This window comes from Providencia vermicola, assembly GCF_010748935.1.
Taxonomy (GTDB): domain Bacteria; phylum Pseudomonadota; class Gammaproteobacteria; order Enterobacterales; family Enterobacteriaceae; genus Providencia; species Providencia zhejiangensis.
The window spans coordinates 1,682,571-1,708,857 of sequence record NZ_CP048796.1 but is presented as its reverse complement, the minus strand read 5'-3'; the positions used below and the strand labels follow the sequence as shown (position 1 = coordinate 1,708,857).

General features: G+C 41.4%; 21 protein-coding genes and 7 tRNA genes. 11 read left to right on the top strand and 17 right to left on the bottom strand.

Translation table 11 applies throughout. The features are described 5' to 3' along the window. Positions 1-304 precede the first annotated feature (304 nt). The gene (locus G3341_RS07565; protein ID WP_154623655.1) at positions 305-2,032 is read left to right on the top strand and encodes a potassium/proton antiporter; all 1,728 of its coding nucleotides are present in this window, start codon (positions 305-307) and stop codon (positions 2,030-2,032) included. Positions 2,033-2,349: 317 nt separating this feature from the next. On the opposite strand, the gene G3341_RS07560 is transcribed toward G3341_RS07565, so the two are convergent. The 7 genes from G3341_RS07560 to G3341_RS07530 all read right to left on the bottom strand — a co-directional run bounded on the left by G3341_RS07560 (position 2,350) and on the right by G3341_RS07530 (position 5,539). Beyond that, positions 2,350-2,643, bottom strand: a complete 294-nt coding sequence (locus G3341_RS07560; protein ID WP_154635756.1) for a helix-turn-helix domain-containing protein — start codon at positions 2,641-2,643, stop codon at positions 2,350-2,352. Positions 2,644-4,586: 1,943 nt separating this feature from the next. Further along, the gene (locus G3341_RS20520) at positions 4,587-4,943 is read right to left on the bottom strand and encodes a hypothetical protein (protein WP_208852761.1); all 357 of its coding nucleotides are present in this window, start codon (positions 4,941-4,943) and stop codon (positions 4,587-4,589) included. Between the two features lie 63 nt (positions 4,944-5,006). Then, positions 5,007-5,082, bottom strand: a tRNA-Lys gene (locus G3341_RS07550). 30 nt (positions 5,083-5,112) lie between these two features. Next, positions 5,113-5,188 (bottom strand) — tRNA-Lys (locus G3341_RS07545). 52 nt (positions 5,189-5,240) lie between these two features. Further along, a tRNA-Val gene (locus G3341_RS07540) sits at positions 5,241-5,316 on the bottom strand. A gap of 34 nt (positions 5,317-5,350) precedes the next feature. Next, positions 5,351-5,426: transfer RNA gene (locus G3341_RS07535), tRNA-Val, on the bottom strand. A 37-nt stretch (positions 5,427-5,463) separates the two neighbouring features. Then, positions 5,464-5,539: transfer RNA gene (locus tag G3341_RS07530), tRNA-Val, on the bottom strand. 456 nt (positions 5,540-5,995) lie between these two features. Between G3341_RS07530 and gltX the strand changes: the two genes are divergently transcribed. The 3 genes from gltX to G3341_RS07515 all read left to right on the top strand — a co-directional run bounded on the left by gltX (position 5,996) and on the right by G3341_RS07515 (position 7,825). Then, on the top strand, positions 5,996-7,417 hold the full coding sequence (gltX, locus tag G3341_RS07525; protein ID WP_154625124.1) for a glutamate--tRNA ligase: 1,422 nt from the start codon (positions 5,996-5,998) through the stop codon (positions 7,415-7,417). Between the two features lie 218 nt (positions 7,418-7,635). Next, positions 7,636-7,711: transfer RNA gene (locus G3341_RS07520), tRNA-Ala, on the top strand. 38 nt (positions 7,712-7,749) lie between these two features. Beyond that, a tRNA-Ala gene (locus G3341_RS07515) sits at positions 7,750-7,825 on the top strand. Positions 7,826-7,871: 46 nt separating this feature from the next. Here G3341_RS07515 and gcvA read toward each other — a convergent pair. Next, a complete protein-coding gene (gcvA, locus tag G3341_RS07510) occupies positions 7,872-8,774 on the bottom strand; it encodes a transcriptional regulator GcvA (RefSeq protein WP_163861036.1) in 903 nt (300 codons plus the stop codon). 113 nt (positions 8,775-8,887) lie between these two features. Between gcvA and G3341_RS07505 the strand changes: the two genes are divergently transcribed. Both G3341_RS07505 and G3341_RS07500 read left to right on the top strand, forming a co-directional pair. Further along, entirely contained in the window at positions 8,888-9,511 is a 624-nt protein-coding gene (locus G3341_RS07505) for a glutathione S-transferase family protein (RefSeq protein ID WP_154625126.1), read from the top strand. Positions 9,512-9,520: 9 nt separating this feature from the next. Further along, positions 9,521-10,540, top strand: a complete 1,020-nt coding sequence (locus G3341_RS07500; RefSeq protein ID WP_231131775.1) for an LLM class oxidoreductase — start codon at positions 9,521-9,523, stop codon at positions 10,538-10,540. Positions 10,541-10,608: 68 nt separating this feature from the next. Here G3341_RS07500 and G3341_RS07495 read toward each other — a convergent pair whose 3' ends face one another. From G3341_RS07495 to zipA, 4 genes are all read right to left on the bottom strand, one after another. Further along, complete coding sequence (locus G3341_RS07495; protein ID WP_163861035.1) at positions 10,609-10,824, bottom strand: DUF3820 family protein; 216 nt, start codon at positions 10,822-10,824, stop codon at positions 10,609-10,611. A gap of 67 nt (positions 10,825-10,891) precedes the next feature. Next, the gene (locus G3341_RS07490; protein WP_154625128.1) at positions 10,892-12,076 is read right to left on the bottom strand and encodes a NupC/NupG family nucleoside CNT transporter; all 1,185 of its coding nucleotides are present in this window, start codon (positions 12,074-12,076) and stop codon (positions 10,892-10,894) included. Between the two features lie 317 nt (positions 12,077-12,393). Beyond that, entirely contained in the window at positions 12,394-14,409 is a 2,016-nt protein-coding gene (gene ligA / locus G3341_RS07485; protein WP_163861034.1) for an NAD-dependent DNA ligase LigA, read from the bottom strand. A 57-nt stretch (positions 14,410-14,466) separates the two neighbouring features. Continuing rightward, a complete protein-coding gene (gene zipA, locus G3341_RS07480) occupies positions 14,467-15,480 on the bottom strand; it encodes a cell division protein ZipA (RefSeq protein ID WP_195848206.1) in 1,014 nt (337 codons plus the stop codon). A 348-nt stretch (positions 15,481-15,828) separates the two neighbouring features. Here zipA and cysZ point away from each other — a divergent pair, with 348 nt between their 5' ends. The 5 genes from cysZ (at position 15,829) to crr (ending at position 20,887) form a co-directional block, all read left to right on the top strand. After that, entirely contained in the window at positions 15,829-16,593 is a 765-nt protein-coding gene (gene cysZ / locus G3341_RS07475; RefSeq protein ID WP_154625131.1) for a sulfate transporter CysZ, read from the top strand. Between the two features lie 301 nt (positions 16,594-16,894). Further along, a complete protein-coding gene (gene cysK / locus G3341_RS07470) occupies positions 16,895-17,848 on the top strand; it encodes a cysteine synthase A (RefSeq protein ID WP_163861033.1) in 954 nt (317 codons plus the stop codon). Between the two features lie 352 nt (positions 17,849-18,200). Next, positions 18,201-18,458, top strand: coding sequence for a phosphocarrier protein Hpr (gene ptsH / locus G3341_RS07465; RefSeq protein ID WP_008910625.1), 258 nt, complete (start codon positions 18,201-18,203; stop codon positions 18,456-18,458). A 142-nt stretch (positions 18,459-18,600) separates the two neighbouring features. Further along, entirely contained in the window at positions 18,601-20,328 is a 1,728-nt protein-coding gene (gene ptsI / locus G3341_RS07460; RefSeq protein ID WP_154625133.1) for a phosphoenolpyruvate-protein phosphotransferase PtsI, read from the top strand. Between the two features lie 49 nt (positions 20,329-20,377). Then, positions 20,378-20,887 carry a PTS glucose transporter subunit IIA gene (crr, locus tag G3341_RS07455; RefSeq protein ID WP_154625134.1) on the top strand — a complete coding sequence of 170 codons (510 nt, stop codon included), beginning with the start codon at positions 20,378-20,380 and terminating at the stop codon, positions 20,885-20,887. A 236-nt stretch (positions 20,888-21,123) separates the two neighbouring features. On the opposite strand, the gene cysM is transcribed toward crr, so the two are convergent. From cysM to G3341_RS07430, 5 genes are all read right to left on the bottom strand, one after another. Beyond that, positions 21,124-22,008 carry a cysteine synthase CysM gene (gene cysM, locus G3341_RS07450; protein WP_163861032.1) on the bottom strand — a complete coding sequence of 295 codons (885 nt, stop codon included), beginning with the start codon at positions 22,006-22,008 and terminating at the stop codon, positions 21,124-21,126. A 309-nt stretch (positions 22,009-22,317) separates the two neighbouring features. Next, positions 22,318-23,406, bottom strand: coding sequence for a sulfate/thiosulfate ABC transporter ATP-binding protein CysA (gene cysA, locus G3341_RS07445; RefSeq protein WP_154625135.1), 1,089 nt, complete (start codon positions 23,404-23,406; stop codon positions 22,318-22,320). Then, complete coding sequence (gene cysW, locus G3341_RS07440) at positions 23,403-24,269, bottom strand: sulfate/thiosulfate ABC transporter permease CysW (protein ID WP_163861031.1); 867 nt, start codon at positions 24,267-24,269, stop codon at positions 23,403-23,405. Before cysW ends, cysA begins: the two co-directional genes overlap by 4 nt. Continuing rightward, a complete protein-coding gene (gene cysT, locus G3341_RS07435) occupies positions 24,269-25,099 on the bottom strand; it encodes a sulfate/thiosulfate ABC transporter permease CysT (protein ID WP_154625137.1) in 831 nt (276 codons plus the stop codon). Before cysT ends, cysW begins: the two co-directional genes overlap by 1 nt. Then, positions 25,099-26,121 (bottom strand): sulfate ABC transporter substrate-binding protein, encoded by a 1,023-nt coding sequence (locus G3341_RS07430; RefSeq protein ID WP_154625138.1) that lies wholly within the window; start codon positions 26,119-26,121, stop codon positions 25,099-25,101. Before G3341_RS07430 ends, cysT begins: the two co-directional genes overlap by 1 nt. Between the last annotated feature and the right edge of the window lie 166 nt (positions 26,122-26,287).

Sequence of the window (26,287 nt, the reverse complement as noted above, 5' to 3'; positions counted from 1 at the left end):
TCGCTCAGTCTTACCAAAAAGCATAAATAAAAGGCTGATTTTTAGTGTTAGTTGCCATTAAAAGGCTATAAAAATAGGCAACAAATGTAAATTTCATTTAATATAATGCAGTTATTTGTCAATTCATTTATATTATTTATTGTATAATCATAACGATAGGCAGATTGAAATGTTTTTCAGCTACTTTCAACAAAAACAGTATCAATGCCATATCAATTTTAATTTTTTATCATATTGCTGATTACGTTATACGCAACACTACTGCATCATCAGCGTGTTATCAACCCCTAACTTAAATCTGATTATGCCGACTATAGAACAACTGATATTACTCACTTCAATCCTCATTTTACTGGGCATTTTTTCCAGTAAGCTCTCAGCTCGATTAGGTTTACCCATGCTTGTTATGTTCTTATTTATAGGAATGCTAGCAGGTGAAGATGGTATCGGCCAAATCGCGTTTAATAATGTTAACGTTTCTTATGCCGTAGGTTCACTCGCATTAGCCCTGATCTTATTTGATGGTGGTTTGCAAACGTCGGTAAAATCTATTCGCCTTGTTTGGAAACCAGCATTTACCCTAGCAACATTCGGTGTTCTGATCACCGCTGGGATTACTGGACTCGCTGCGGCCTATATTCTTGGGATCCCATTACTTGAAGGGCTTTTACTCGGAGCCATCGTCGGTTCTACAGACGCGGCTGCCGTTTTTTCTTTATTACGTAATGCCGGTATCTATCTCAATGAGCGTTTGCAGTCTACGTTAGAAATAGAAAGTGCCACCAACGATCCAATGGCAATTTTCTTAACTGTTGGTTTATTGCAGCTGTTGATGAACCAAACCGCCTCAGGAACAGAGTTGTTGTTACTGTTCGTCAGCCAAATGGGAATTGGTACGATTGTTGGTCTCAGCGTTGGTTGGATATCCATCAAAATCATTAATAAGATAAAGTTGTTAGCAACGGGTCTCTATCCTGTGCTTGTCGCTGCCTGTGGCCTGTTGTCATTTGGTCTTGCGAGTAATCTACAAGGTAGTGGTTTTTTATCTATTTTTGTCACTGGTGTGGTTATTGGTAACGCACGATTTGTTTTCCAGCGTAACACTTTTTTGTTTCATGATGGATTAGCTTGGTTAAGCCAAATCATTATGTTCGTTATGTTAGGCCTATTAGTCAATCCAAGCTCGTTGCTCGAGGTGTGGTTTGAAGGGCTCGTTATTGCACTGGTACTCACCTTTATTGCTCGCCCTATTGCCGTTGTGCCTGTTTTGAGATTTTTTGGCTTTACCCGTGAAGAGATCACGCTAGTTTCGTGGGTTGGACTCAGAGGTTCTGTCCCTATTATTTTGGCGATTTTCCCCTTTATTTATGGGTTGCCAGGCGCGAATCTCATTTTTGATGTGGTTTTCTTCGTTGTACTGATTTCTGCAACCTTACAAGGTTCCACCTTGCCATATGTCGCACGAAAACTGAATTTGATGCAACCCCCTCCGCTGCTACCAGCCGCGACGCTAGATATTACAGCGGTAGACCAAATCGATGCTGACCTAGTGGAATACACGTTAGGTGAGGACTGTTCTGCCGTGGGAAGACGTTTATCTCAGCTCGCACTGCCTGACCAAACGGTCATTGCGATGATAACCCGTGGTAAAGGAGTGCTTCCACCACGAGGCTCAACAAAGTTATTTGCTGACGACCATTTGTTTGTTGTGCTAAAACCAGAAAATCGTCCTTTTTTAGAACGTCTGTTTTCGGAACAAGTTTCTCCGGATCTCAGCCCTATTGAACTGCCGACCTCCGGACTTAGTCTAAAAGGAACAACAAGATTAGATGAAATCTATGAGTCTTACGGCATTTTGATTGATAATGAAAATAACCAAACTCTCGACCAGTTTATTTATAGCATTACCACAAGTGAGCCGACACAAGGCACGGTGATTAGCCTTGCCAGCTTACAGATAAGAATTAGTGAGATGATTGGTTCTCGGATTGTTACTGCTGTATTAGAGCCTATTTCCCAAGAAGAGAATTAGTCAAAAAATTCATAACATCAGTTAATTTGGTGAATAATAAAATTAACTGATGTTGAATCTGTCGCCTTCTTTTATCCACTTATCCATCTCTCCGTTTTTCACTTAGACAATCTCCTGAAATTCTATTGATAAAAAAATAAAAGCCCATAATAGGGCTTTTATTTGATAGCAGATAAATAAAGATAGATACAAGAATTTATCAGTATTCTCAATAGAGAGAATTCTCAATTGCTATTAGTATAATAATGTTCTTAATTGAAACAATTAAGCGTTGTTCACTTAATTAAGTTTCATTTTGAAACATAATTAACTGTTCTTTAAATGAGAGAATAAATAGAGTCGTCAAACCCTTTAGATTCTTTGTCCTCATTAGCATGAGAATCATCTTGTAGAACTTCACTGAAAAACTCGCCCATATTCACATCTAATACTTTTAGTACTCTTACTAGGCAATCAATATCTATACGATTTACTCCACGCTCATAACGGAATAGCTGTTGTTCGCTGATATCAATCTCTTTAGCTAACTGGAAAACGGTATAGCCCTGAGATTTTCTTAACGATTTAATTTTTTGTCCAACTGCACAAGCGACAGGATATTTTGTATTCATAAACATTCTCGCTTCAACTTATATTATTAATGAAATAAAAAATCAGCAGGTGATTCTCTGTGTTTTTCTATTGTTATCTTTATTTATGATATAGCCATTAGGGTGTGTTAACGACGATTCAGCATATATCTTGAGAGGGATGATATACTAGCCATATAATTAGTTTCAACTAATCCAAAAAAGACATTGCAACTATGTAACTAAATATTTTCATAATCACAAAAAATCCACAGCTCGCATATTACTCTTAATTTTCAATGAGTTAATTAACTTAACAATTAATAATTGTTGTTCTGTTCGAACTCAACCCAACAGGTAGCTACAGAGTTATTATCTAAATTAAGCTCATTTAACCGATAAAAAATCTAAAAATAAAAGAAATAAACAGAATAATTTAACACTGTAACAGTATTAATGATTTTTCAAAGTAATATTCATTTTATGAATATACATAATACGATAAATACACTAAAACTGTAAAACTAAGTAAAAAATGGAAATCTTTCCCATATTATCATTTTGATAACTTAAATATCAATAACTTATAACAATAGTCCTTTTGTTACAATCGGCAAAAAATACTCGATTTTTAAAGCAGCATAAAAAATAGACTATAGCCAATGTACTCAACATAACAAAACATTAACCCTAAGTATCATTTTGGTTTGCTATACATGAAGCATATCACAAAAAACAAAAAATTAAATTTCCACAAATACACAGATTTTTATACTGATAAATCCCTCTATATACGATTATTTGTAATTATATTCCTGTTGTAAATTAAACTTGCGAGAATTATATCTATAAAATTTTCATTGGCAGTTTTTTATATCATCAACTTTTATAGAATATTGCCCACTATTTTTGATTTTCCTCTTTTTCGCTAGGCAAATGAAATATAAGCACTTATTAGGGAAGATATTTACTATTTTTACGTGTAAAAACACCCTATCAGGTAAAACGAACAATAATAAAAACATCTTTATGTGATACTCTTTTTTTGCACAAAACACACCACAACTGCTCGAAATGATATTTTATTTATTGATTGTTAAATTTAGTATTAATAAGCCTATCTTATAGAAGATTCATTACTCCTATTAAGACTAACATTATCAAGATGAATCATTTTTTAAGCTTTAACATATTAAAGAGCTGACACAGCCAGCTTTGCTGCTAGACCCACAATGAAATAACGCGGCGTGACAATAAGAAAATCAACTATACATGACCGTTAATAGAATATTCTCTATTCAAGAGGATAAATGAAATAATATGATTAAGAAAAATTTACACTTAACAAGCCCGATTCTGTTGCTTAAAAATAGAGCATCTTTAATTTGAGTGATAAGCAAATAGACTTCCTATTTGTTCCGCGAAAAATACTTCATACTGCATATACTCAGATAAGCGTACTCGCCGATGACATACGCGATATTTAATGAATTCGCCACCGAATTTCCCAAGTAACACGATCAATCTCTCGTCCAGACACTTAATAAAACAAAATCTGGATACATATAGAATAATGCTAAAGAGTTAAACTAAAGCGATATTAAGTATATCCTTAAGGCTATTCCGTACATTTATTAATCGAAAGATAATCATCAATCAAAACTAAATACGCTTCTAAGTTATGTTTTAGGATTGCTGTATTTCTTTTGCGCCCATTCATGGCAATACATCATTTCTAACTTCACCATAAATGAGCTTTGAAAGGCGTTGCGGAGTTTCTGTTTTACAGTTTGGAGCTGGATGCTATGCAACGAACTATTATTTGTTTTGCATATTCGCGATGATGTTCCGCTAGACTTAGGTCGATTCCTATGAATAAAAAGCGGCTAGGCGTGTAATAAAGTTAATGTCCATTGGGAAGCACTAGCGCAACGCTGTCTCGCTTCGCTTGGCTCGAGCTTGAATACAACTTCTCAGCTACCCGTTTAGTACAATAGATAATTTAAACCTTTGCTGGGTGATCTAGAGGAGTCGATAAGATGGTGGGTCGTACAGGATGATTCGGCCTTTGGCCTCCCCCTGCGAGTCGTTGTGACAAAAGCAACGCTGCCCTGCTGCGCTCCGACTTGCACTTGCACTTGCACTTGCACTTGCACTTGCACTTGCACTTGCACTTGCACTTGCACTTGCACTTGAACTTGAACTTGAACTTGAACTTGAACTTGAACTTGAACTTGAACTTGAACTTGAACTTGAACTTGAACTTGAACTTGAACTTGAACTTGAACTTGAACTTGAACTTGAACTTGAACTTGAACTTGAACTTGAATGCAGTTTCTCACCTGCACGCTATGTGCAATAAGGAATTTCAACGTTTGTTGGATGATTTAGAGGAATAAATAAGATGGTGGGTCGTGCAGGATTCGAACCTGCGACCAATTGATTAAAAGTCAACTGCTCTACCGACTGAGCTAACGACCCATCTGGTATGACTGATTTTGAATTTTAAGATGGTGGGTCGTGCAGGATTCGAACCTGCGACCAATTGATTAAAAGTCAACTGCTCTACCGACTGAGCTAACGACCCATCTATAAACTTTTGTAATCAGTATTATGAATAATGCGAGTAACTAATGAAGTGGTGGGCGATACCGGGCTCGAACCAGTGACCTCCTCCTTGTAAGGGAGATGCTCTACCAACTGAGCTAATCGCCCACTTCATGACAAGCTTCACATATTTGTAAATAAATGGTGGGCGATACCGGGCTCGAACCAGTGACCTCCTCCTTGTAAGGGAGATGCTCTACCAACTGAGCTAATCGCCCATTTATTTACTTCATTTACTTCTTTTATCGTCGACAGTGGTGGGCGATACCGGGTTCGAACCAGTGACCTCCTCCTTGTAAGGGAGATGCTCTACCAACTGAGCTAATCGCCCTGCCGTCGATGGAGGTGCATTATAGGGATCCCTCGTTCTGAGTCAACGGTTTTTGAATAGATTTTTTCTGTTCGTTGTAAAAATAAGCAAGATGTACCAATATTCGCCAGAAAAGAACCTTATTTAACCAATAAATGGTTAATCCATATCACCCAACAAATACAATACTAGAACAAAAATATTTTTATGCTTGAAAAATCTCCTTTATTTTTCTTTTACGACTGATTTTATTTGCCTCAACTATCGATAACTTGATTGAGGTATCACTTTAGAGTGATAGAATAGAGCAACATTTTAGACTTGTTGTCGAGTTTCTCGTGATGAATAACGTGTGCTGCTGACCCCGTTTTCATCAAATGAACCTAAAGTAGAAGATAAGTTTGTGCTTCATCGATCTTCTTAGTCTAGAGAAGCCCAACATGTTAGAAACCACGTATCGCAATTAAGGCAATCTCGATGAGTAAAATTAAAACCCGTTTTGCACCTAGCCCAACAGGCTATTTACATGTTGGTGGAGCGCGTACTGCGCTTTATTCCTGGTTATTCAGCCGTCACAATCAGGGCGAATTTGTTCTGCGTATTGAAGATACCGATTTAGAACGTTCAACCCAGGAAGCTATCGATGCCATTATGGATGGTATGAACTGGTTAAATTTGAATTGGGATGAAGGCCCTTATTATCAAACGAAGCGCTTTGATCGCTACAACGAGGTCATTGATCAAATGCTTGACGCGGGCACCGCTTATCGTTGTTACTGCTCTAAAGAGCGTTTAGAAGCATTACGTGACCAACAAATGGCTTCTGGTGAAAAACCGCGCTATGATGGCTGCTGCCGAGATCACGCCCATAATCACACACCAGACGAGCCTCATGTCGTTCGTTTCCGTAATCCACAAGAAGGCTCAGTTATTTTTGATGATAACATCCGCGGTCCTATTGAGTTCAGTAACCAAGAGCTCGATGATCTCATCATCCGCCGTACAGATGGTTCACCAACTTATAACTTCTGTGTGGTGATTGATGACTGGGATATGGAAATTACTCACGTTATCCGTGGTGAAGACCATATTAATAACACCCCTCGTCAAATTAATATCCTCAAAGCGCTGGGCGCGCCGGTTCCAGAATACGCGCACGTTTCAATGATTTTAGGTGATGATGGGAAAAAGCTGTCTAAACGTCATGGCGCAGTCAGTGTAATGCAGTATCGTGATGAAGGTTATTTACCAGAAGCGCTACTCAACTATTTAGTTCGTTTGGGCTGGTCACATGGCGACCAAGAAATCTTTTCTCGTGAAGAGATGATTGAATACTTCAGCCTAGATGCCATTAGCAAATCAGCCAGTGCATTCAACACCGATAAATTACTTTGGTTAAACCACCACTATATTAATCAGTTACCTGCTGAAGAAGTCGCGGTTCATCTTGCATGGCATATTGAACAACAAAATATCAATACTGAAAACGGCCCACAATTAGCTGAGCTAGTGAAATTGTTAGGCGAACGTTGTAAGACGTTGAAGGAAATCGCAGAATCTTGCCATTACTTCTATGAAGACTTTGCTGAGTTTGATGCCGATGCCGCGAAAAAACACTTGCGCCCTGTTGCTCGTCAACCATTAGAAACCGTCAAACAAAAATTAGCGGCAATCACTCATTGGACAGCTGAAAATGTTCATCAAGCCATTGAGCAAACAGCCGCAGAGCTTGAAGTCGGTATGGGTAAAGTCGGTATGCCATTACGTGTTGCAGTGACAGGTGCCGGCCAATCACCCGCGTTAGATGTGACTGTACATGCGATAGGTCAAGCGCGTTCAATCACTCGTATTGATAAAGCATTAGCTTTCATCAGCGAACGCGAAGCGTCTGCACAATAACGCCTCCCCCAAAGCCCTATTTAAAATAGGGCTTTTTGCCATGTTTAGCTTTGTTAATAAATCATTCGCAACGATTAATCACCGGCCAATACCTCACTAAACCCCGTTCTTGATGATTAAATGCTCTATAATTCAGCAGTTAAACTCAATTTCACATTATTTGATTGACACCCTAGCATTGCTTGAATATTATGCCCTCCGTCCAAAGGATTTTGTTTGGGGCTATAGCTCAGCTGGGAGAGCGCTTGCATGGCATGCAAGAGGTCAGCGGTTCGATCCCGCTTAGCTCCACCATCTAATTCCCTGTTAGGTGGTATCAAAATCATTTTGTTGGGGCTATAGCTCAGCTGGGAGAGCGCTTGCATGGCATGCAAGAGGTCAGCGGTTCGATCCCGCTTAGCTCCACCACTCTCTTTTTCAGTCTCCCCCTAAATATTAGAAATTGACCTCGTTATTATTCTATATTCATTGCAGCCTGCTGCTGTATCCAGCAAACAAATGCATCTACTTCAGGTCGTTGCCGTGAGGCTTCCAACATCACTAAATAATACGCGAATTGAGCTGGCCAAGGCTTATCAAGCACTTGAATTAATCTTCCCTCAGTCATTTCCTGTTGAGCATAGGCTTGAGGCACCAACGCAATCCCTTGCCCTGCAATAGCCGCTCGAATCAGTAAATAATCATCATCAAAGGTGCTGCCCTTTTTTGCTCTTTCATCAATTTTAACGCCATGAGCGGTTAACCATAATGACCAGTCTGCACGATCACTGTCTTGTAATAATGGGTAATTTAAACACGCCTCTGGGGTGACGGGCATTTTTGTAATTTTACCATGAGTGAAAAAATGTGGGCTAGCAACTGGCAGTAACGTTGGCGTCATTAGATGCTCTGTATGCAATCCCGGATATTTTCCCAATCCATGACGGATCGCAATATCAACAGGATCTTTTCTTAGATTAACGAGATTTGCAGAAGCTTCGATACGTAATTCAATTTCTGGATAACGAGTTCTAAAATCGCCTAATCGAGGGATTAACCATGAGGCGGCGAAAGAAGGAACGGTGCTAATGGTTAAACTATTTTTGACTTTCGTCTCTTCCAATTGCCGCATACTACTTTCGATCTGTTCGAATGCCTGTAAAAGCGTAGGATAGATGCGAGCAGCCTCCTCGGTTAGTACCATGTGATAGCGCTGCCGAATAAATAATGGGCGCCCTACACGCGTTTCTAGCAAGCGAATTTGTTGGCTAACTGCACCTGAAGTCACGCCGAGAACTTGCGCTGCCTGTTTTATGCTGTTGTACCGAGCCACCTCGGTAAAAGCGCGTAATGCTAATAGCGGTAATACGGGATTCATAATTTAGTTTCTCTAAACTCAGAGTTAGATTAAATCGTTTTATTTTACTGGTTTTAAACGAAATACTAAAAAGTCTTACATCATATGTTTAGTTTAACTCATCGAGAAATAAAATGATCGAACTCTATACTGACAGCTCACCAAATGGTTTTAAAATCACCATTCTATTAGAAGAATTAGCACTCCCCTACCGTTTGCATACCGTTAATATTGATAAGGGGGAGCATAAACAGGCTGATTTTTTAAATTTAAACCCACATGGACGGATCCCTGTGATAACGGATACGGAAACAGGGATAACTTTATTTGAATCAGCTGCAATTTTGCTCTATCTAGCTGAAAAAACCGGAAAACTTCTCGATAGAGACCTAAGAATTCGCTGGGAAACCATAAAGTGGCTACAGTTTCACTCCGCAAGTGTTGGGCCAATGCTAGGGCAAAGAGTTCATTTTGAAATTTTTAGTGAGTTACAGATCCCTGAAGCCATCCAACGTTATCAACATCTAAGTGACAATGCTTTATCCGTTTTAAATAACCAACTACAACATCACCGCTATCTCGCTGGAGAACAGTATTCCATTGCAGATATTGCTAATTTTGGTTGGTTGCATATTGCACGTATTGTTAATTTTGACTTCAGCCGTTTTGAGCACCTTTGTGCATGGTACGAGCGTATTGCTAAACGCCCTGCCGTCGTCAAAGGCATCACTTTGCCAGCCCCCGCCACTGGAGCCTAAAAGGATAAAATGAATAATATTAACGAAATAAACAATATGGCCTTTTCCAATCATCCAGGCTATCAAAGGATGTTCAAAGCCGATTCATTAACAGTCGGGGTATTTTTACCTCTACGTTTTTACCGCAATGATATTCGTGTGCTGACTGGACAAAGTGTATTGATTCAAGAAATTGACAAGCATAACTTCGCGGCCATCTGGGTACGCGATATTCCCTTATTCACGGCTGATTTCGGCGACGCAGGGCAACTTTTCGATCCCTTTACCTATCTTGCTTTTATTGCAGCCCAAACAAAAAATATTGCTTTAGCCACAGGCAGTGCCATTTTTACCTTACGTCATCCTATCGACCTTGCCAAAATGGCAGTGACCATTGACCAACTATCAGGAGGCCGCCTTGTGCTAGGTGTCGCTTCTGGTGATAGATATATCGAGTTTCCTGCTTATGGTTTGCAACACAATCAACGAGCAGAACGTTTTGCAGAGTCTATACAGCTTTTCCGACAATTGATGCAACACGGGGAATTAACCGTTAATTCATCACTTGGACAATTTACGGGGGTAGAGTTGCTTCCTAAGCCTAGTACAGGAGAAATCCCTTTAATTGTGACGGGTAATTCAGGACAGTCGTTGCAATGGATTGCAGATCATTCAGATGGATGGTTAACCTACCCCGGTTCCACTAGCGATAAACAAGGCCCGATACGACTCGCTGAGAAAATTCGGACATGGCGTAATTTAATACCAGACAATCATTTTCGCCCGCATATCACTAATGAATGGATTGATTTAGTTGATGACCCTAATTATCCAAGAACAGCATTAAATGGGGGTTACGTGCTACGAACAGGACGTCATGGGCTGATCGAATTATTAGAACAATGGCAGTCAGCGGGTGTTAATCATGCCGCCCTTGGCATTCAATTTTCTCAGCGTCCTGCTAAAGACGTTATTGAAGAAATTGCCTTAGACATTTTACCTCTTTTTCCAACACATCAGACCGTGGCAACACGACCTATGGATTGGTAGCAAATAATCACTCAATTTATTTATGTACGGCTCTCACAGACGATGATAGCCGTTAATCAATTACAAGCCTAAGAACGCTTTAAAGGCTTTACAAGGCCATCTAGCCCCTCTATTTTTAAGCCTAATGCCATTTCCATCAATTGCCCTAATCGCCCTTGTGGAAATTCCCCTTTTTTATAGAACCATAAGAGGTATTCTTCTGGAAGGTCAATCAAAACACGACCTTTATATTTGCCAAACGGCATTGATGTGTTTGCTATATCGATCAGATCTTGTTTTTCCATTTGCCCTCCAAAAACAAAGCGGCATTCATCATGAATGCCGCTCAACACTTTAACACTTTTTAGTGAGTTACAGAATCAATCCAACAACAGCCGCTGATAGGAAGCTCACTAAGGTTGAACCGAACAGTAATTTAAGACCAAAACGAGCAACTGTGTTCCCTTGTTTCTCATTCAACCCTTTGATAGCACCTGCAACAATACCAATTGAAGAGAAGTTAGCAAATGAGACTAAGAAAACCGATAGGATCCCCACTGAGCGGGTCGATAGTCCAGCAGCAACGGCTTGTAAGTCACTCATCGCAACGAACTCATTGGTTACCATTTTCACCGCCATAATACCGCCTACTTGTAATGCTTCGTCGGCTGGAATTCCAAGTATCCAAGCGAATGGATAGAATACATAGCCCAACATGGTTTGGAATTTGATATCAAAGATAGCCATACAAATACCATTAACCATGGCAATCAATGCAATAAAACCGATTAACATTGCTGATACGATAATCGCAACTTTAAAACCTGCAAGAATATATTCACCCAGCATTTCAAAGAAGCTTTGCCCCTCATGAATGTTGCTCATTTGCAACTCTTCTTCCGCTTCTGGTGGGTACGGGTTAATCAAAGAGAGAATGACGAAAGTACCAAACATGTTAAGCACTAATGCTGCGACCACAAAACGCGGTTCTAACATGGTCATATAGGCACCCACAATAGACATCGACACTGTCGACATCGCGGTCGCTGCCATCGTATACATTCTACGCTCAGACATTTTGCCTAACTGATCTTTATAAGCAATAAAGTTCTCTGATTGTCCTAAGAGCAGTGAACTGACCGCATTGAATGACTCTAACTTGCCCATTCCATTAACTTTAGATAATACCGTCCCGATGACACGGATCACAATCGGCAACACTTTGATATGTTGTAAAATACCGATGAGCGCGGAGATAAAGATAATGGGACAAAGAACTTGTAAGAAGAAGAATGCTAAATTTTCTTCGATCATACCCCCAAAAATAAATTTGGTTCCCTCCGCTGCATAACCTAATAAATGGGTAAAGACCCCCGCAACAGCAAGTACGAATGAAGAACCTATATTCGAATGTAAGAAAAAATATGCCAATGCAACTTGGATAACGAGGAGTTGAATAACATAACGTAACCGTATCGCTTTACGGTTACTACTCGCTAATACGGCAAGTGCGCCAATGACTATAAGGGATAAAACAAAATGCAGGATCGAGGTCATATGCGACTCCATACAAATTTAATAATGCGGTCATATGACTATTCTATGTAATAGACGACATTTAAATGCGATAAGCATCACATTAGCATGAAAATGAACACTGTGTATTTTGTGAAAAGACTATATGGCTCACACTTTTAAGGAGAAATTCGATTCTCGGCAGGAAGATTGATGCAGGTCATATCAATACGCATTTTATAGGTAATACACCATTTCTTCAAATATTGATGCAATAAACTTTAAGCAGCAGTGAGTCAGCAGAGGCATAAATACCGCTAACAGCACTGCAACTTAAATACGATACGTCAATAAAAAGATTAGGCACCTAATAACGCAATAAGCTCATCTTCATCAATGACGGGTATACCTAACTCATTCGCTTTCGCCAGTTTTGAACCCGCAGCTTCACCCGCAATAACCAAATCCGTCTTCTTAGAAACGCTACCAGAAACTTTCGCGCCCAAGGCAACTAATTTATCTTTCGCCTCATCGCGAGTGAGTCGACTGAGAGAGCCAGTTAAGACAACGGTTTTTCCTGCAAATGGACTGTCGATAGTACTCGCATCTACAGCAACCGCTTGTGGCCAATGGATATTCGCTTTATGTACGAGATCATGAATAACAGCTTGGTTGTGCTCTTCACGGAAAAAGTTAACTACGTGCTTCGCAACAACATGACCAATGTCTTGTACGGTTTTTAGGGACTCTTCATCAGCCGTCATCACTGCCTCTAACGTGCCATAGTGTGCCGCTAAATTTGCAGCGGTTGCCTCTCCCACTTCACGAATACCTAACGCATAGATAAAACGAGCTAATGTGGTTGATTTGGATTTGTTTAATGCATCGACCAAATTTTGTGCTGATTTCGGCCCCATACGATCAAGCCCCGTCAAAATCCCCGCGGTTAATTGATACAGGTCAGCAGGGGTTTTCACATATTCTTTTTCGACTAATTGGTCGATGATTTTATCGCCCATTCCATCGACGTCCATGGCTCGACGGGAAACAAAATGTTTAAGTGCCTCTTTGCGCTGAGCACCACAAATCAAACCGCCAGTACAACGTGCAACTGCCTCACCTTCTACGCGTTCAACGTCTGAACCACAGACAGGGCAATGGGTTGGGAAGACAATTTCACGGCTATCAGCAGGACGTTCTGATTCGACGACACTAACAATTTGAGGAATAACATCACCGGCACGACGGATCACGACAGTATCACCGATATGCACACCTAAACGCTCAATTTCGTCAGCGTTATGTAGCGTAGCATTACTGACGATGACACCCGCCACTTGAACAGGTTCAAGACGAGCCACAGGCGTAATAGCGCCTGTACGACCAACTTGGAATTCCACGTCTTTTAAAAGGGTCATTTGCTCTTGTGCAGGGAATTTAAAGGCTGTCGCCCAACGCGGGGCACGTGCAACGAAACCTAACTCTTCCTGAGTCGCTATGGCGTTAATTTTAATCACTACGCCATCAATATCAAAGCCGAGGGTTGGCCGCGCTTTTTCTATCTCATGATAGAAGTCTAATACGGCCTGAGCACCTGTACGTAATTGGACATAATCGCTGACCGGTAGCCCCCACGCTTTAAATTGCATGAGACGCTCATAATGCGTATCGGGTAAAGAGCCTTCTTCTACCAAGCCGACGCCGTAACAATAGAAAGTTAATGGTCTTTTAGCCGTAATTCGTGGGTCGAGTTGACGTAATGAGCCCGCTGCCGCATTACGTGGGTTAGCAAACACTTTGCCACCTGTACGGCGAGCCTCTTCATTTAAAGCTTCAAAGCCTTTTTGTGGCATGAACACTTCCCCGCGAATTTCCACTCGTGTAGGAATGTTATCACCTACCAAACGTAGCGGAATGGCACGAATCGTTCGGACATTTGAGGTGATATTTTCACCGACAGTACCATCACCACGCGTCGCTGCTTGGACAAGTTCACCATTTTCATACAACAGACTCACCGCAAGGCCATCTAATTTTAGTTCACAGCAAAATGTTTGTTCTTGATTGTTTTTTAATCTATCTCTGACACGCTTATCGAACGCAAGATAGCTTTCTTCATCAAATACGTTATCCAGCGACAACATAGGCACTTCATGGCGCACCGTATCAAATGCGGCCAATGGTGCGGCCCCTACGCGTTGAGTTGGAGAATCACTGGTGATCCACTCAGGATGTTCTGCTTCGATACCCTTGAGCTCTTGCATCAATTTGTCATATTCAGCATCGGGAATTTCAGGTGCATCCAATACATGGTATTGATATTCATGATGGCGTAATTGCTGTTTGAGTGTCTCAAGATATTGTTTTGTTGTCATGTTTCACCAATAAAGATAAAAAACCCCCAGTTAAGGGGGTTTAGTTAATACTGATTTTTAATTCAATGTATTGCGTATCCGGGCATGATACACCTCAATTTTCTGAGGTGTCAGCATTTTACGTTCATCATCAAGGACGACCCCTCCGACATCGGAGGCGATGCGTTGCGCTGCCTGTAGCATCAACTTGAAATTTTGTCCTGCATCACCATAAGAAGGCACCATCATAAACATCGAGACACCCGGTGTGGTGAAATCAGACATGGTTTCTGGGTCAAATGAACCCGGTTTAACCATGTTTGCAAGGCTAAAGAGGACAGGTCCTGTTCCTGAAGGATGCACATGACGATGGAAAATGCGCATTTCACCAAATTGGAACCCTGCCTGAAGAATACTTTGCAACAGCGCTTCACCTTGTAGAACTTGGCCCTGATGAGCAGCTACATGAAGAACCAGAACCGTCTCCTTGTTGTTCGCTGGAGATTGGTTTTGCGGTTGTTCAGTTTTCTTCTCAGTGTGCGCCTGTTCCTGTTCATGGTGTATCGGCTGTGGCTCCTCTTGGTTGTCGCTTGTATCAAAATCAAATTCAGGTTGTTCTGGTACCGTTGTCGCTCGCTGATTGATTGCTGTGTTTGGCTGAGCCCCTTGCGACGGTGCAGGTTCAGGTTTTACCGCAGTGGGTTCATTAACAGCATGAGGACGCGGAGCAATTTCAGGTTCATTAGGTTCTGAATGCTCGGGCGTTATCGTGAATACGGGCTCAGTATCACGAACAGTAGGTGAAATGGGTGGCAAATCAGGTTCGACACGACGTTCTTCTTTCACCTGACGTGCAGGTTCAGAAACCTCAGGTGACGAGGTCGATGGCTCAACCACATGGGTTTCATTGAATAGTGCAGAATCATCATCATAGTGAGATGATTTATCCTGAGAGTCATGTTTTCGGCGTTTTACGGGACGATCACGAAATAATTTTGAGCGCTCTTTACGGCTAGTCCATAAACCATGCAGTAATAACGCAACTATGGCTATCGCACCTACGACCACTAATATTAGACGCAAATCCTGCATCGCTGCTATCTCTAATTGTTGAATGATAATGCCACCACGGCAAAAAACTAAGTCAAACTCTTTAAGTTGCAAGCTAATGCGCAGCCACCCGCCCTTAGAGCCACATTACCGTGTGATTTTAAGGAATTCAAGTCACTGAACGCCGTCAACTTAGATTCAACTTAAAATATGACGGATATACTTAAGATTATTTGGCAAACGCTCTAAGTGCAACCCTCTGAACGATTTTCTTATAAGAAAGAGACAATTCTGCTTTCGTTTGCTGATTTTTTAAGCAAATACTGACTAGCCAGCCTAAAAACCTATCTATATGATACATGGTCAACCGTAAAGGAGAGAACAAGAAGTATGATTCAATCGACAGATTCGCAACAAAAAAATCACTCTGGTTTTTATTACTTCGCTCAAGGATGGCGTCTTGTCACGCGCCCAGGCATTAAGCGCTTTGTCATTCTACCACTTTTAGCCAATATTATTTTACTTGGTGGCGCGTTTTGGTGGTTATACAGCAAGCTTGGTGGTTGGATTGACCAAATCATGGGCTATGTGCCAAGTTGGTTGCAATGGCTAGATTATCTCATTTGGCCGATTGCTGTTATTTCAATCTTATTAATATTCACTTATTTTTTTAGTACCGTGGCCAACATTATCGCAGCGCCATTTAACGGCTGGCTGGCCGAAAAGCTGGAATCCGAATTAACCGGTATTCCCGCACCTGATGGCGGTATTATTGATGTTGCTAAGGATGTGCCACGCATGGTGAAGCGTGAATTCGTCAGAATTGGCTATTACCTTCCCCGAGCGATTGGTCTCTTAATTTTATTTTTTATCCCCGGTATTGGACAAACCGTCGCTCCCGTTCTCTGGTTCCTATTTGGCGCATGGATGATGTCTATTCAGTACTGTGATTATCCATTTGATAACCACCGCGTTAGTTTTAACGATATGAAACAAGCATTAGCAAAAGATCGCATGAATAACATTCAATTTGGCGGTGCTGTAAGCGTGCTAATGATGATCCCTATCGTCAACTTATTGATTATGCCAGTCGCGGTTTGCGGCGCCACATTAATGTGGGTAGACCAATATCGTGCGCGTTATGCACGTTATTAATTTGACTCTTCGATAGCCATTCAAAAGCGCGCTAGAGCTCACAACTCTATCGCGCTTTCTCATTTTAACGTCCTATTCAACGTTATACTAAATGTGGTAAGTGATGCTTTTGGCTCATAACCTTTTACACAGAATATTTTCATACATATAGCAATTGGTTATAAAATTAAGATAGCGATTAGTTATAAGCTTATGTTTAATTTATATTTGCAATAATAATGAGTTCACGTATGTTGGGAAGCAATATTCTTTCTCAAACCCAGTTCTAGTTGGCTAATTGCCTTAATTATAAGGATATCCCATGAGTAAAATTTATGATGATAATTCGCTAACCATCGGCCATACCCCATTAGTACGCTTAAAACATTTTGGTAATGGTAATATCTTAGCTAAAGTTGAATCTCGCAACCCAAGTTTCAGCGTTAAATGTCGTATTGGTGCGAATATGATTTGGGATGCAGAGAAAAAAGGACTACTCAAAGAGGGAAAAGAATTAGTTGAACCAACGAGTGGTAACACCGGTATCGCTTTAGCCTATGTTGCAGCAGCCAGAGGCTACAAACTCACACTGACGATGCCTGAAACCATGAGTGTAGAGCGTCGTAAACTGTTGAAAGCCTTAGGTGCTAACCTTGTTTTAACGGAAGGCGCTAAAGGAATGAAAGGCGCTATTGAAAAAGCCGAAGACATTGTCAAAAGCGATCCGAACAAATATGTTTTACTTCAACAATTCAGTAATCCAGCTAACCCAGAAATTCATGAACAAACCACAGGACCAGAAATTTGGGAAGATACCGACGGTAAGGTCGATGTTGTCGTCGCGGGTGTCGGGACTGGCGGAACGATCACGGGTATCGGTCGTTATTTGAAAAAAACCAAGGGTAAGGATGTCACACTGGTCGCTGTAGAACCGGAAACCTCCCCCGTCATTAGCCAAACACTATCCGGTGATGAAGTGAAGCCCGGTCCACATAAGATCCAAGGCATTGGTGCTGGATTTATCCCTGGCAACTTAGATATTTCACTTATCGACAGAGTATTTAAGATCAGCGATGACGAAGCTGTTCACACTGCCCGCCAATTAATGGAAAAAGAAGGTATTCTTGCTGGCATCTCCTCCGGTGCAGCACTCGCAGCCGCCGTAAAACTCTCAGCGGAGCCTGAATACAAAGATAAACATATTGTCGTCATTTTACCTTCATCGGGCGAACGCTATTTATCAACGGTTCTGTTTGCTGACCTATCGGCTGAATAATATTAAAACCGTTAATTTATCGTTAAAAAAGCACCTCAATGGTGCTTTTTTTGTGGTATGGATCAAACTTTAGCACGTATTGAGATGATTTCTGAACGAGGGTTTAGTATTAAACATAGTAATTATTTTGAGGCGCGAAATTAATCCACCTTAAGTTAAAGATAGTCGCTGTTTACGGTATTCTTTGAAGATTAAAGGGTGTATTTTGCACTGAGAAACTGAAAAAGTGTTGACTCTCGACAAAGTAGGAAACCTTTTTAACAGTTAATAATCTAACTATACGCAAACTCAAGTTTATTCAACTACAATAGCTTGGGTCATTATAAAAAACTAAAGTTATTGAGGAAATAATATGTTCCAGCAAGAAGTCACTATTACAGCACCAAATGGCTTACATACTCGCCCTGCCGCGCAATTTGTGAAAGAAGCCAAAGCATTCACTTCTGATATTACTTTGATTTCTGGTGGCAAATCAGCAAGTGCGAAAAGCCTGTTCAAGCTACAGACTCTAGGCTTAACTCAAGGTACTGTTGTGACCATTTCTGCCGAAGGCGAAGATGAAAAACAAGCAGTTGAACATTTAGTTAAACTGATGGGCGAGCTGGAGTAATCTTGCTAGCGAGAGAACCAGTGTTACCGCGTTAATCTTCATCCCTGAATGGCATCATTCAGGGATATCAGTTTACATATTGATAGACTTACTGTTATCTCTTCAACATCAGAACACCTACCCGCAGTAGTAAGGTAATATTATGATTTCAGGTATTTTAGTATCCCCAGGTTTTGCTTTTGGTCAGGCTTTAATCCTCAAAGAAGATCCTATCATTGTTAGCACAAAAAAAATTGCTGACGACCAGATAGAAACCGAGATCCAACACTTTATTGAAGGACGCAACAAATCAGCCGAACAACTCAGCCTTATTAAAGAGCGAGCCGAAAAAAATCTTGGTGCAGAAAAAGCTGAGATCTTTGAAGGCCATATTATGCTGCTGGAAGATGAAGAGCTTGAACAAGAGATTATCTCCCTCATCAAAGGCGATAAAAAAACCGCTGACGCTGCCGTCTACTCCGTTATTGAAGACCAAGCTCAAGCGCTCGAAGCACTTGATGATGAATATCTAAAAGAGCGTGCAGCTGACGTTCGTGATATTGGTAAACGTCTATTAAAAAATATTCTCAACATACCAATTGTTGATTTAAGCGCTATCGACAAAGAAGTTATTCTTGTTGCCGCTGACCTAACCCCTTCAGAAACCGCTCAATTAAACTTAGAGAAGGTTTTAGGCTTTATCACGGATTTAGGTGGCCGGACATCACATACCTCTATTATGGCCCGTTCACTTGAACTACCGGCGATTGTGGGTACCTCCGAGGCAACAACTAAAATTAAAAATGGTGATTACCTAATCCTCGATGGTGTGAACAATCACATTTATGTGAATCCGTCAGATCAAGAAATCGACAAGCTGAAAAAATTTAATGAAGAGTACCAGCAAGAGAAGAATGAACTGGCTAAATTAAAAGATTTGCCAGCGATTACACTTGATGGTCATCAAGTGGAAGTTTGTGCAAATATCGGTACTGTGCGTGATGTCGCGGGTGCTGAACGTAATGGGGCTGAAGGGGTTGGTTTATACCGTACTGAATTCCTATTCATGGACCGAGATTCGCTCCCCACTGAAGAAGAGCAGTTCCAAGCATACAAAGCCGTTGCGGAAGCAATGGGCAGCCAAGCAGTGATTGTACGTACAATGGACATTGGTGGTGATAAAGATTTACCATACATGAACTTACCTAAAGAAGAGAACCCTTTCTTAGGTTGGCGTGCAATTCGTATTTGCCTTGATCGCAAAGAAATTCTACATTCTCAGTTAAGAGCTATTTTAAGAGCCTCAAGTTTTGGTAAACTGCGTATTATGTTCCCGATGATTATTTCCGTTGAGGAAGTTCGCGAACTAAAAGCAGAACTTGAGATGCTAAAAGGTCAATTACGTGAAGAAGGCAAAGCCTTTGATGAAGCAATTGAAGTGGGTGTCATGGTGGAAACACCGGCTGCGGCGGTTATTGCTCATCATTTAGCAAAAGAAGTTGACTTTTTCAGTATTGGGACAAACGATCTCACTCAATATACTCTAGCTGTTGACCGTGGTAATGAGCTGATTTCTCACCTCTACAATCCGATGTCACCTGCTGTTTTGAACCTGATCAAACAGGTTATCGATGCATCGCATGCAGAAGGCAAATGGACAGGAATGTGTGGTGAATTAGCAGGTGATGAACGTGCAACCTTATTGTTGCTTGGCATGGGTTTAGATGAATTTAGTATGAGTGCAATTTCTATTCCTCGTATTAAAAAATTAATTCGTAATGCAAACTTTGCGGATACTAAGGCATTGGCTGAACAAGCACTTGCTCAACCAACCGCTGACGAATTGATGAAACTTGTTGATACCTTTATCCAAGAAAAAACGTTATGCTAGGAACAGCACATTAGTTCGGTCCCATATAAAAACGATTAGGAGAAGGTCCATGGGTCTGTTTGACAAACTGAAATCACTGGTTTCGGATGATAAGAATAGCAGTGGCAGTATTGAAATTATCGCACCTTTATCAGGTGAAATCGTCAATATTGAAGATGTTCCCGACGTTGTTTTCGCTGAAAAAATTGTTGGGGATGGCATTGCTATCAAACCTGCGGGGAATAAAATCGTCGCACCTGTAGATGGGACTATTGGTAAGATATTTGAAACCAATCATGCATTTTCTATTGAGTCCGATGATGGTATCGAACTGTTTGTTCATTTCGGTATTGATACCGTCGAACTGAAAGGTGAAGGTTTCAAACGTATCGCAGAAGAAGGTCAATTCGTCAAAAAAGGTGATTTAGTTATTGAGTTTGACCTAGCACTACTGGAAGAAAAAGCGAAATCAGTTTTAACGCCTGTTGTGATCTCCAACATGGATGAAATTAAAGAACTGACTAAGCTGAGTGGTGCAGTCACCGTCGGTGAAACTGTTATTATGCGAATCAAAAAATAATACAGTCGTTTTAAATTATTCAATAAAACCACCAGATGGCATCAATGTCGCTGGTGGTTTTTTCTCGCTCTCAACGGCCTGTACGACTCAAAATAATGACACTCGCCCCTCGATACATCCACGCAAACAATGCTAACGGTCGATAAATGACAGTATCATCACTTCTCACCGTTCACCGAGCTTAGCCATTGTTATTTTTACCTTACGGTGAAAAACAACGAATAACACTGACGCCATTAATCATCAAATACGCCAGTAGAAAGATAGCGATCGCCCCGATCACAGATAATGGCTACAATCACCACGTTTGGATGTGTTTTGGCCACTTTCAGTGCACCAGCCACAGCGCCACCAGAGCTAACACCACAAAAAATACCTTCTTGCTTAGCCAGCGCTCGCATCGTCTCTTCGGCTTCTTGTTGGTTCACATCCAGTATGGTATCAACCAGTTCTTGATGAAAAATTCCGGGCAAATACTCAGGAGACCAACGGCGAATACCGGGGATTTGGCTCTTTTCGGCAGGTTGTAATCCGACTATCTGCACATTTTGTGATTGTGACTTCAAATAGCGACTCACCCCCGTAATTGTGCCCGTCGTTCCCATACTGGAAACAAAATGGGTCATACGGCCGTTAGTTTGCTGCCATATCTCTGGCCCTGTCGTTTTAAAATGTGCCAGTGGGTTATCTGGATTATTAAATTGGTCGAGCACCTTTCCTTCCCCACGCGCCTCCATTTCTTGAGCCAAGTCTCGGGCGCCTTCCATCCCCACCGCAGTACTCACTAAAATAAGTTCGGCACCATAAGCTTTCATCGAGGCTTGACGCTCTTTGCTCATATTTTCAGGCATCAATAATTTAAGGTGATAGCCTTTAACTGCCGCAATCATGGCTAGCGCGATCCCTGTATTACCACTTGTTGCTTCAATTAACGTGTCGCCAGGTTTTATTTCGCCACGCTTTTCAGCTTCAGTGATCATAGAGTAAGCCGCCCTATCTTTGACTGAGCCTGCTGGGTTATTACCTTCTAGCTTAACCCAGATTTCAGCATCCATCCCTTCTGTTAAACGCTGTAGTTTTACTAGCGGCGTATTACCTATAAATTGTTCAAGAGTTGCCACTGCTAATTCCTTATTCTCTTTATCTATTATCACTATCTTGTTGGTTATAGATAGTATCCTAACACCTAGGAATTAGCAGCATGAAAAAAATTCACTTATATATCAGTAATTAATAATAGTGATTAGACTTATTACTAATATCGATATATGAAAAGCTGCTCATGGCTTTGATTGACAAGAAGGCGTCATAAGATATCGAAAATGGGGCCATATGGCCCCGTAGAAAACAATATAGAAGGATAAATTACCCTATCGCGGAGATATTGAAGCGATATACTTGCACTATCTACCTTTCAGACTGGACGAATATCAGGCGCTTTGCGCGAGTCGGGGAAATAGCAACTCATGATCCCCTTGGTAAATTCTCGCTTTCTGACTCCCAAGAAAATAATGTTCCCCACGTATTGGGATCTGCTGCGATGATTGCCATACTACTGATAACTGCCCTGCTCCCCAACCTATCGGTTGTACCGTTAACTGCCAGAAATGCCCTCTAGGCCCTGACTCAACCACTCGAACAGGTAAACGATGCTGTTCATCCACCTCTTTCACGAGTGTGATATCCCAAGGGCGTAGAAAAATATCCACTTCCCCTTGATGGGCGCTTGCATGATGCAGAGGGAATTCATAACCATCAATCAACAGCTGGGAACCATTGATTTGACCATGAAGTTGATTAATTTCCCCCATAAACTCAAGCACAAAGCGCGTTTCTGGACGATGCCAAATATCATCAGGCGTCCCAACTTGTTCAATATGGCCTTCACTCATAACGACGACTCTATCCGCAACTTCCATGGCTTCTTCTTGGTCATGAGTAACAAATACACTTGTGAACTTTAATTCATCATGTAGCTGGCGCAACCAACGACGTAATTCAATACGTACTTGTGCATCCAACGCACCAAACGGTTCATCTAGCAGTAAAATTTGTGGTTCCACCGCTAAGGCGCGAGCCAAAGCCACGCGCTGTTTTTGCCCACCAGACAGTTGAGCAGGAAAACGAGAAGCTAAATGAGATAATTGCACCATCTCAAGTAATTGAGTCACTTTTTGTTTGATCGCTTGTGATGATAGACGCTGTTTTCTTGGCACGACCGTTAGCCCAAATGCCACGTTATCAAACACGGTCATATGGCGAAATAAAGCATAATGTTGAAACACAAAGCCAACGTGCCGATCTTTTGCATGGATCCGGCTAACGTCTTGTCCATGAAAACGCAACGCCCCATAGCTATGTTGCTCTAGACCAGCAATGATTCGTAATAGCGTTGTTTTACCTGACCCCGATGGCCCAAGCAGCGCAACCATTTCACCCGATGCGATATCCAATGAGATATCCTGTAGCACTTGTGTCCTACCAAATAATTTTCCAATTTTTTCGATTTGAATACTCATGGTAGATGAACTCCTGATTCGGATCGCTGCCGGCTCAAATGCCATTGCAATGCACTTTTAATAATTAAGGTGATAATTGCCATCACAGCGAGGATTGCAGCCGCAGTAAACGCACCGACGGTATTGTAGTCTTGATGCAATAATTCCACTTGTAATGGTAATGTGTAGGTTTCCCCTCGGATCGCACCGGAAACAACAGAAACCGCCCCAAATTCCCCTATCGCTCGCGCATTCGTTAGAACAACACCATACAGTAACGCCCAACGAATATTGGGTAATGTCACTCGCCAAAACATTTTCCAGCCAGATGCCCCCAACAACACAGCGGCTTCATCCTCTTGGCTACCTTGGCTCAGCATCAAAGGCACCAACTCTCTCACCACAAAAGGACAAGTCACAAAAATAGTCACTAGGGTCATGCCTGGCCACGAAAACATCAATTGGATGTCATAGCTTTCTAGCCAACCACCAAACCAACTGTTGGACCCATAAAACAATAGGTAGAGTAGACCAGCAACCACTGGCGATACGGCAAATGGGATATCCACCAATGTTAATAATAACTGCCTACCGGGAAACTGAAATCGTGTGACCAACCAAGCTAGCATCGTGCCAAAAATTAAATTGACTGGCACGGTTATCAACGCGATAAGTACTGTTAAACCAATTGCATGCAGCATATCGGCATCGTTTAAATTCATTAAAACCGCATCTAACCCTTTCGAAAAAGCGGTCATAAAGATCCAAATGATGGGCACGACCAGTAATAGAACTGAAAATAAGACACCAATAGCAATCAAGAACCATTTAGCCCAATTGATTGGTTGACGTGAACTCACCATAATTGGCGTGATTTGAGCCATTATTTGCCCCCCAACCTTTTACCAAAGCGGCTTTGTACTATGTTGACTGTGAATAACAGCACTAATGAAACCGCTAAAATCACTGAAGCAATCGCACTGGCGGCAGGATAATCAAACTGCTGTAACTGGCTGAAAATCATTAGAGATACGACTTCAGTTTGCCAAGCAATATTCCCCGCAATAAAAATAATCGCACCAAACTCTCCCAAACTACGGGTAAAAGATAATACGGTGCCAGCAATAAGCGCAGGTGAAACCTCCGGTAATACTACTCGACGAAAAGTTTGCCAGCGACTTGCACCTAATGTTTGCGCAGCTTCTTCATATTCAGGGCCAAGCTCTTCTAACACAGGCTGTACCGTTCTCACGACAAACGGAATACTGGTAAATGCCATGGCGACAGCAATACCAAGCCACGTATTGACGACTTTAATATCGAATTGATGCAAATACTGCCCATACCAACCCGAAGCAGCAAATAGCGTCGCTAATGTTAAACCCGCTACCGCTGTAGGTAACGCAAACGGTAAATCAACGAGGCCATCCAAAAAAGTACGGCCGGGAAAACGATAACGAGTTAAAATCCACGCCAGTAACATACCAAAAACGGCATTAAACAAACTCGCGACTAATGCCGCAAGGAGGGTTACCTTATAAGCCGCCACAACTTGCGGATAACTGATCACATCCCAATACTGTTGCCATGTCATTTCCGATAGCTGAATGACTAAAGCACTCAAAGGTAGCAGTAATATCAAGCAGGTATAAAATAGGCTGCTACCTAGTGTGAGGCCAAATCCTGGCAAAAAACGTTTCCCTGACTGACGCATTAACGTCGCCCTTCTGCCATCAATTTATCGAATTCACCATTGGTGGCGAAATGCGTTTCCATCACAGCAGGCCAGCTTTTAAATTGTGATTCAACCGTGAATAAACGTGTTTCAGGGAATTTATCTTTATTTGCAGCCATCACGTCTTTATCGTTCACTCGATAATTAAAATTCGTGATAATCTGCTGTGCTTTTGGGCTATATAAGTAGTAAAGGTAAGCCTTGGCAACATCTTGCGTACCATTTTTCTCGACATTCTTATCAACCCAAGCCACAGGGAATTCAGCTAAAATATCCACCGGAGGAACAATAACCTCATAATCGGACTCACCATATTGCTGGCGAATATTATTCACTTCCGATTCAAAACTAATTAATACATCACCCAGTCCTCTTTCAATAAAGGAGGTGGTTGCACCGCGCCCGCCAGTATCAAATACCTCAACATTTTTCAAAAACTGTTTCATTTGCTCACGCGTTTTCTTTTCGTCACCTTTATTTTCTTGTGCATAGGCTCCCCATGCCGCTAAATAGGTATAACGACCGTTACCCGATGTTTTTGGGTTTGGGAAAATTAATTTAACGTCTTCGCGTGCCAAATCATCCCAGGTTTTAATCCCTTTCGGGTTGTCTTTACGGACTAAAAACGCCATCGTGGAATAATAAGGTGAACTATTATTTGGTAATCTTGATTGCCAATTTTCTGGGATCAAATTCCCTTTATCGTGCAAAATTTGCACATCTGTGACTTGGTTATAAGTCACAACATCGGCCTTCAAACCTTGCAATATGGCTAAAGCTTGCTTAGAGGATCCCGCGTGGGATTGCTTGATGGTCAACTTGTCATCTGGGTGTAGCTCATTCCACTGTTTTTCAAATTCAGGATTTAATGCAACGAACAATTCCCGTGCAATATCATAAGAGCTATTAAGTAGTTCAGCCGCCATCAGTGGCGCACTACCCATAAGTGAGAAGGTTGCGAAACCCGCTAAGACTGTTTTCTTTAAGATCGCTTTCTGCATTAGGCACCTACTTATGACTAAACCAAAACTACGCTGTTAAGCTACTTTAGCTGCTTTAGTTATAACTGTGTAGCTATCAATCGCCTTTTAATATATCAAATTGATATAATCAAGAAATTATGGCAATAAGCAATCAAATTATATTGATGATCAATAGGTTAGTCAC

Coding starts and splice junctions, on each gene's coding strand:
- G3341_RS07500 (WP_231131775.1), top strand. CDS start 9,521: ATGAATAATATTAACGAAATAAACAATATGGCCTTTTCCAATCATCCA.
- ligA (WP_163861034.1), bottom strand. CDS start 14,409: ATGACAACAAAACAATATCTTGAGACACTCAAACAGCAATTACGCCAT.
- ptsH (WP_008910625.1), top strand. CDS start 18,201: ATGTTCCAGCAAGAAGTCACTATTACAGCACCAAATGGCTTACATACT.
- G3341_RS07490 (WP_154625128.1), bottom strand. CDS start 12,076: ATGACCTCGATCCTGCATTTTGTTTTATCCCTTATAGTCATTGGCGCA.
- crr (WP_154625134.1), top strand. CDS start 20,378: ATGGGTCTGTTTGACAAACTGAAATCACTGGTTTCGGATGATAAGAAT.
- cysW (WP_163861031.1), bottom strand. CDS start 24,269: ATGGCTCAAATCACGCCAATTATGGTGAGTTCACGTCAACCAATCAAT.
- gcvA (WP_163861036.1), bottom strand. CDS start 8,774: ATGAATCCCGTATTACCGCTATTAGCATTACGCGCTTTTACCGAGGTG.
- cysT (WP_154625137.1), bottom strand. CDS start 25,099: ATGCGTCAGTCAGGGAAACGTTTTTTGCCAGGATTTGGCCTCACACTA.
- G3341_RS07505 (WP_154625126.1), top strand. CDS start 8,888: ATGATCGAACTCTATACTGACAGCTCACCAAATGGTTTTAAAATCACC.
- G3341_RS07430 (WP_154625138.1), bottom strand. CDS start 26,121: ATGCAGAAAGCGATCTTAAAGAAAACAGTCTTAGCGGGTTTCGCAACC.
- cysZ (WP_154625131.1), top strand. CDS start 15,829: ATGATTCAATCGACAGATTCGCAACAAAAAAATCACTCTGGTTTTTAT.
- gltX (WP_154625124.1), top strand. CDS start 5,996: ATGAGTAAAATTAAAACCCGTTTTGCACCTAGCCCAACAGGCTATTTA.
- G3341_RS07560 (WP_154635756.1), bottom strand. CDS start 2,643: ATGAATACAAAATATCCTGTCGCTTGTGCAGTTGGACAAAAAATTAAA.
- cysA (WP_154625135.1), bottom strand. CDS start 23,406: ATGAGTATTCAAATCGAAAAAATTGGAAAATTATTTGGTAGGACACAA.
- cysK (WP_163861033.1), top strand. CDS start 16,895: ATGAGTAAAATTTATGATGATAATTCGCTAACCATCGGCCATACCCCA.
- G3341_RS07495 (WP_163861035.1), bottom strand. CDS start 10,824: ATGGAAAAACAAGATCTGATCGATATAGCAAACACATCAATGCCGTTT.
- G3341_RS07565 (WP_154623655.1), top strand. CDS start 305: ATGCCGACTATAGAACAACTGATATTACTCACTTCAATCCTCATTTTA.
- zipA (WP_195848206.1), bottom strand. CDS start 15,480: ATGCAGGATTTGCGTCTAATATTAGTGGTCGTAGGTGCGATAGCCATA.
- ptsI (WP_154625133.1), top strand. CDS start 18,601: ATGATTTCAGGTATTTTAGTATCCCCAGGTTTTGCTTTTGGTCAGGCT.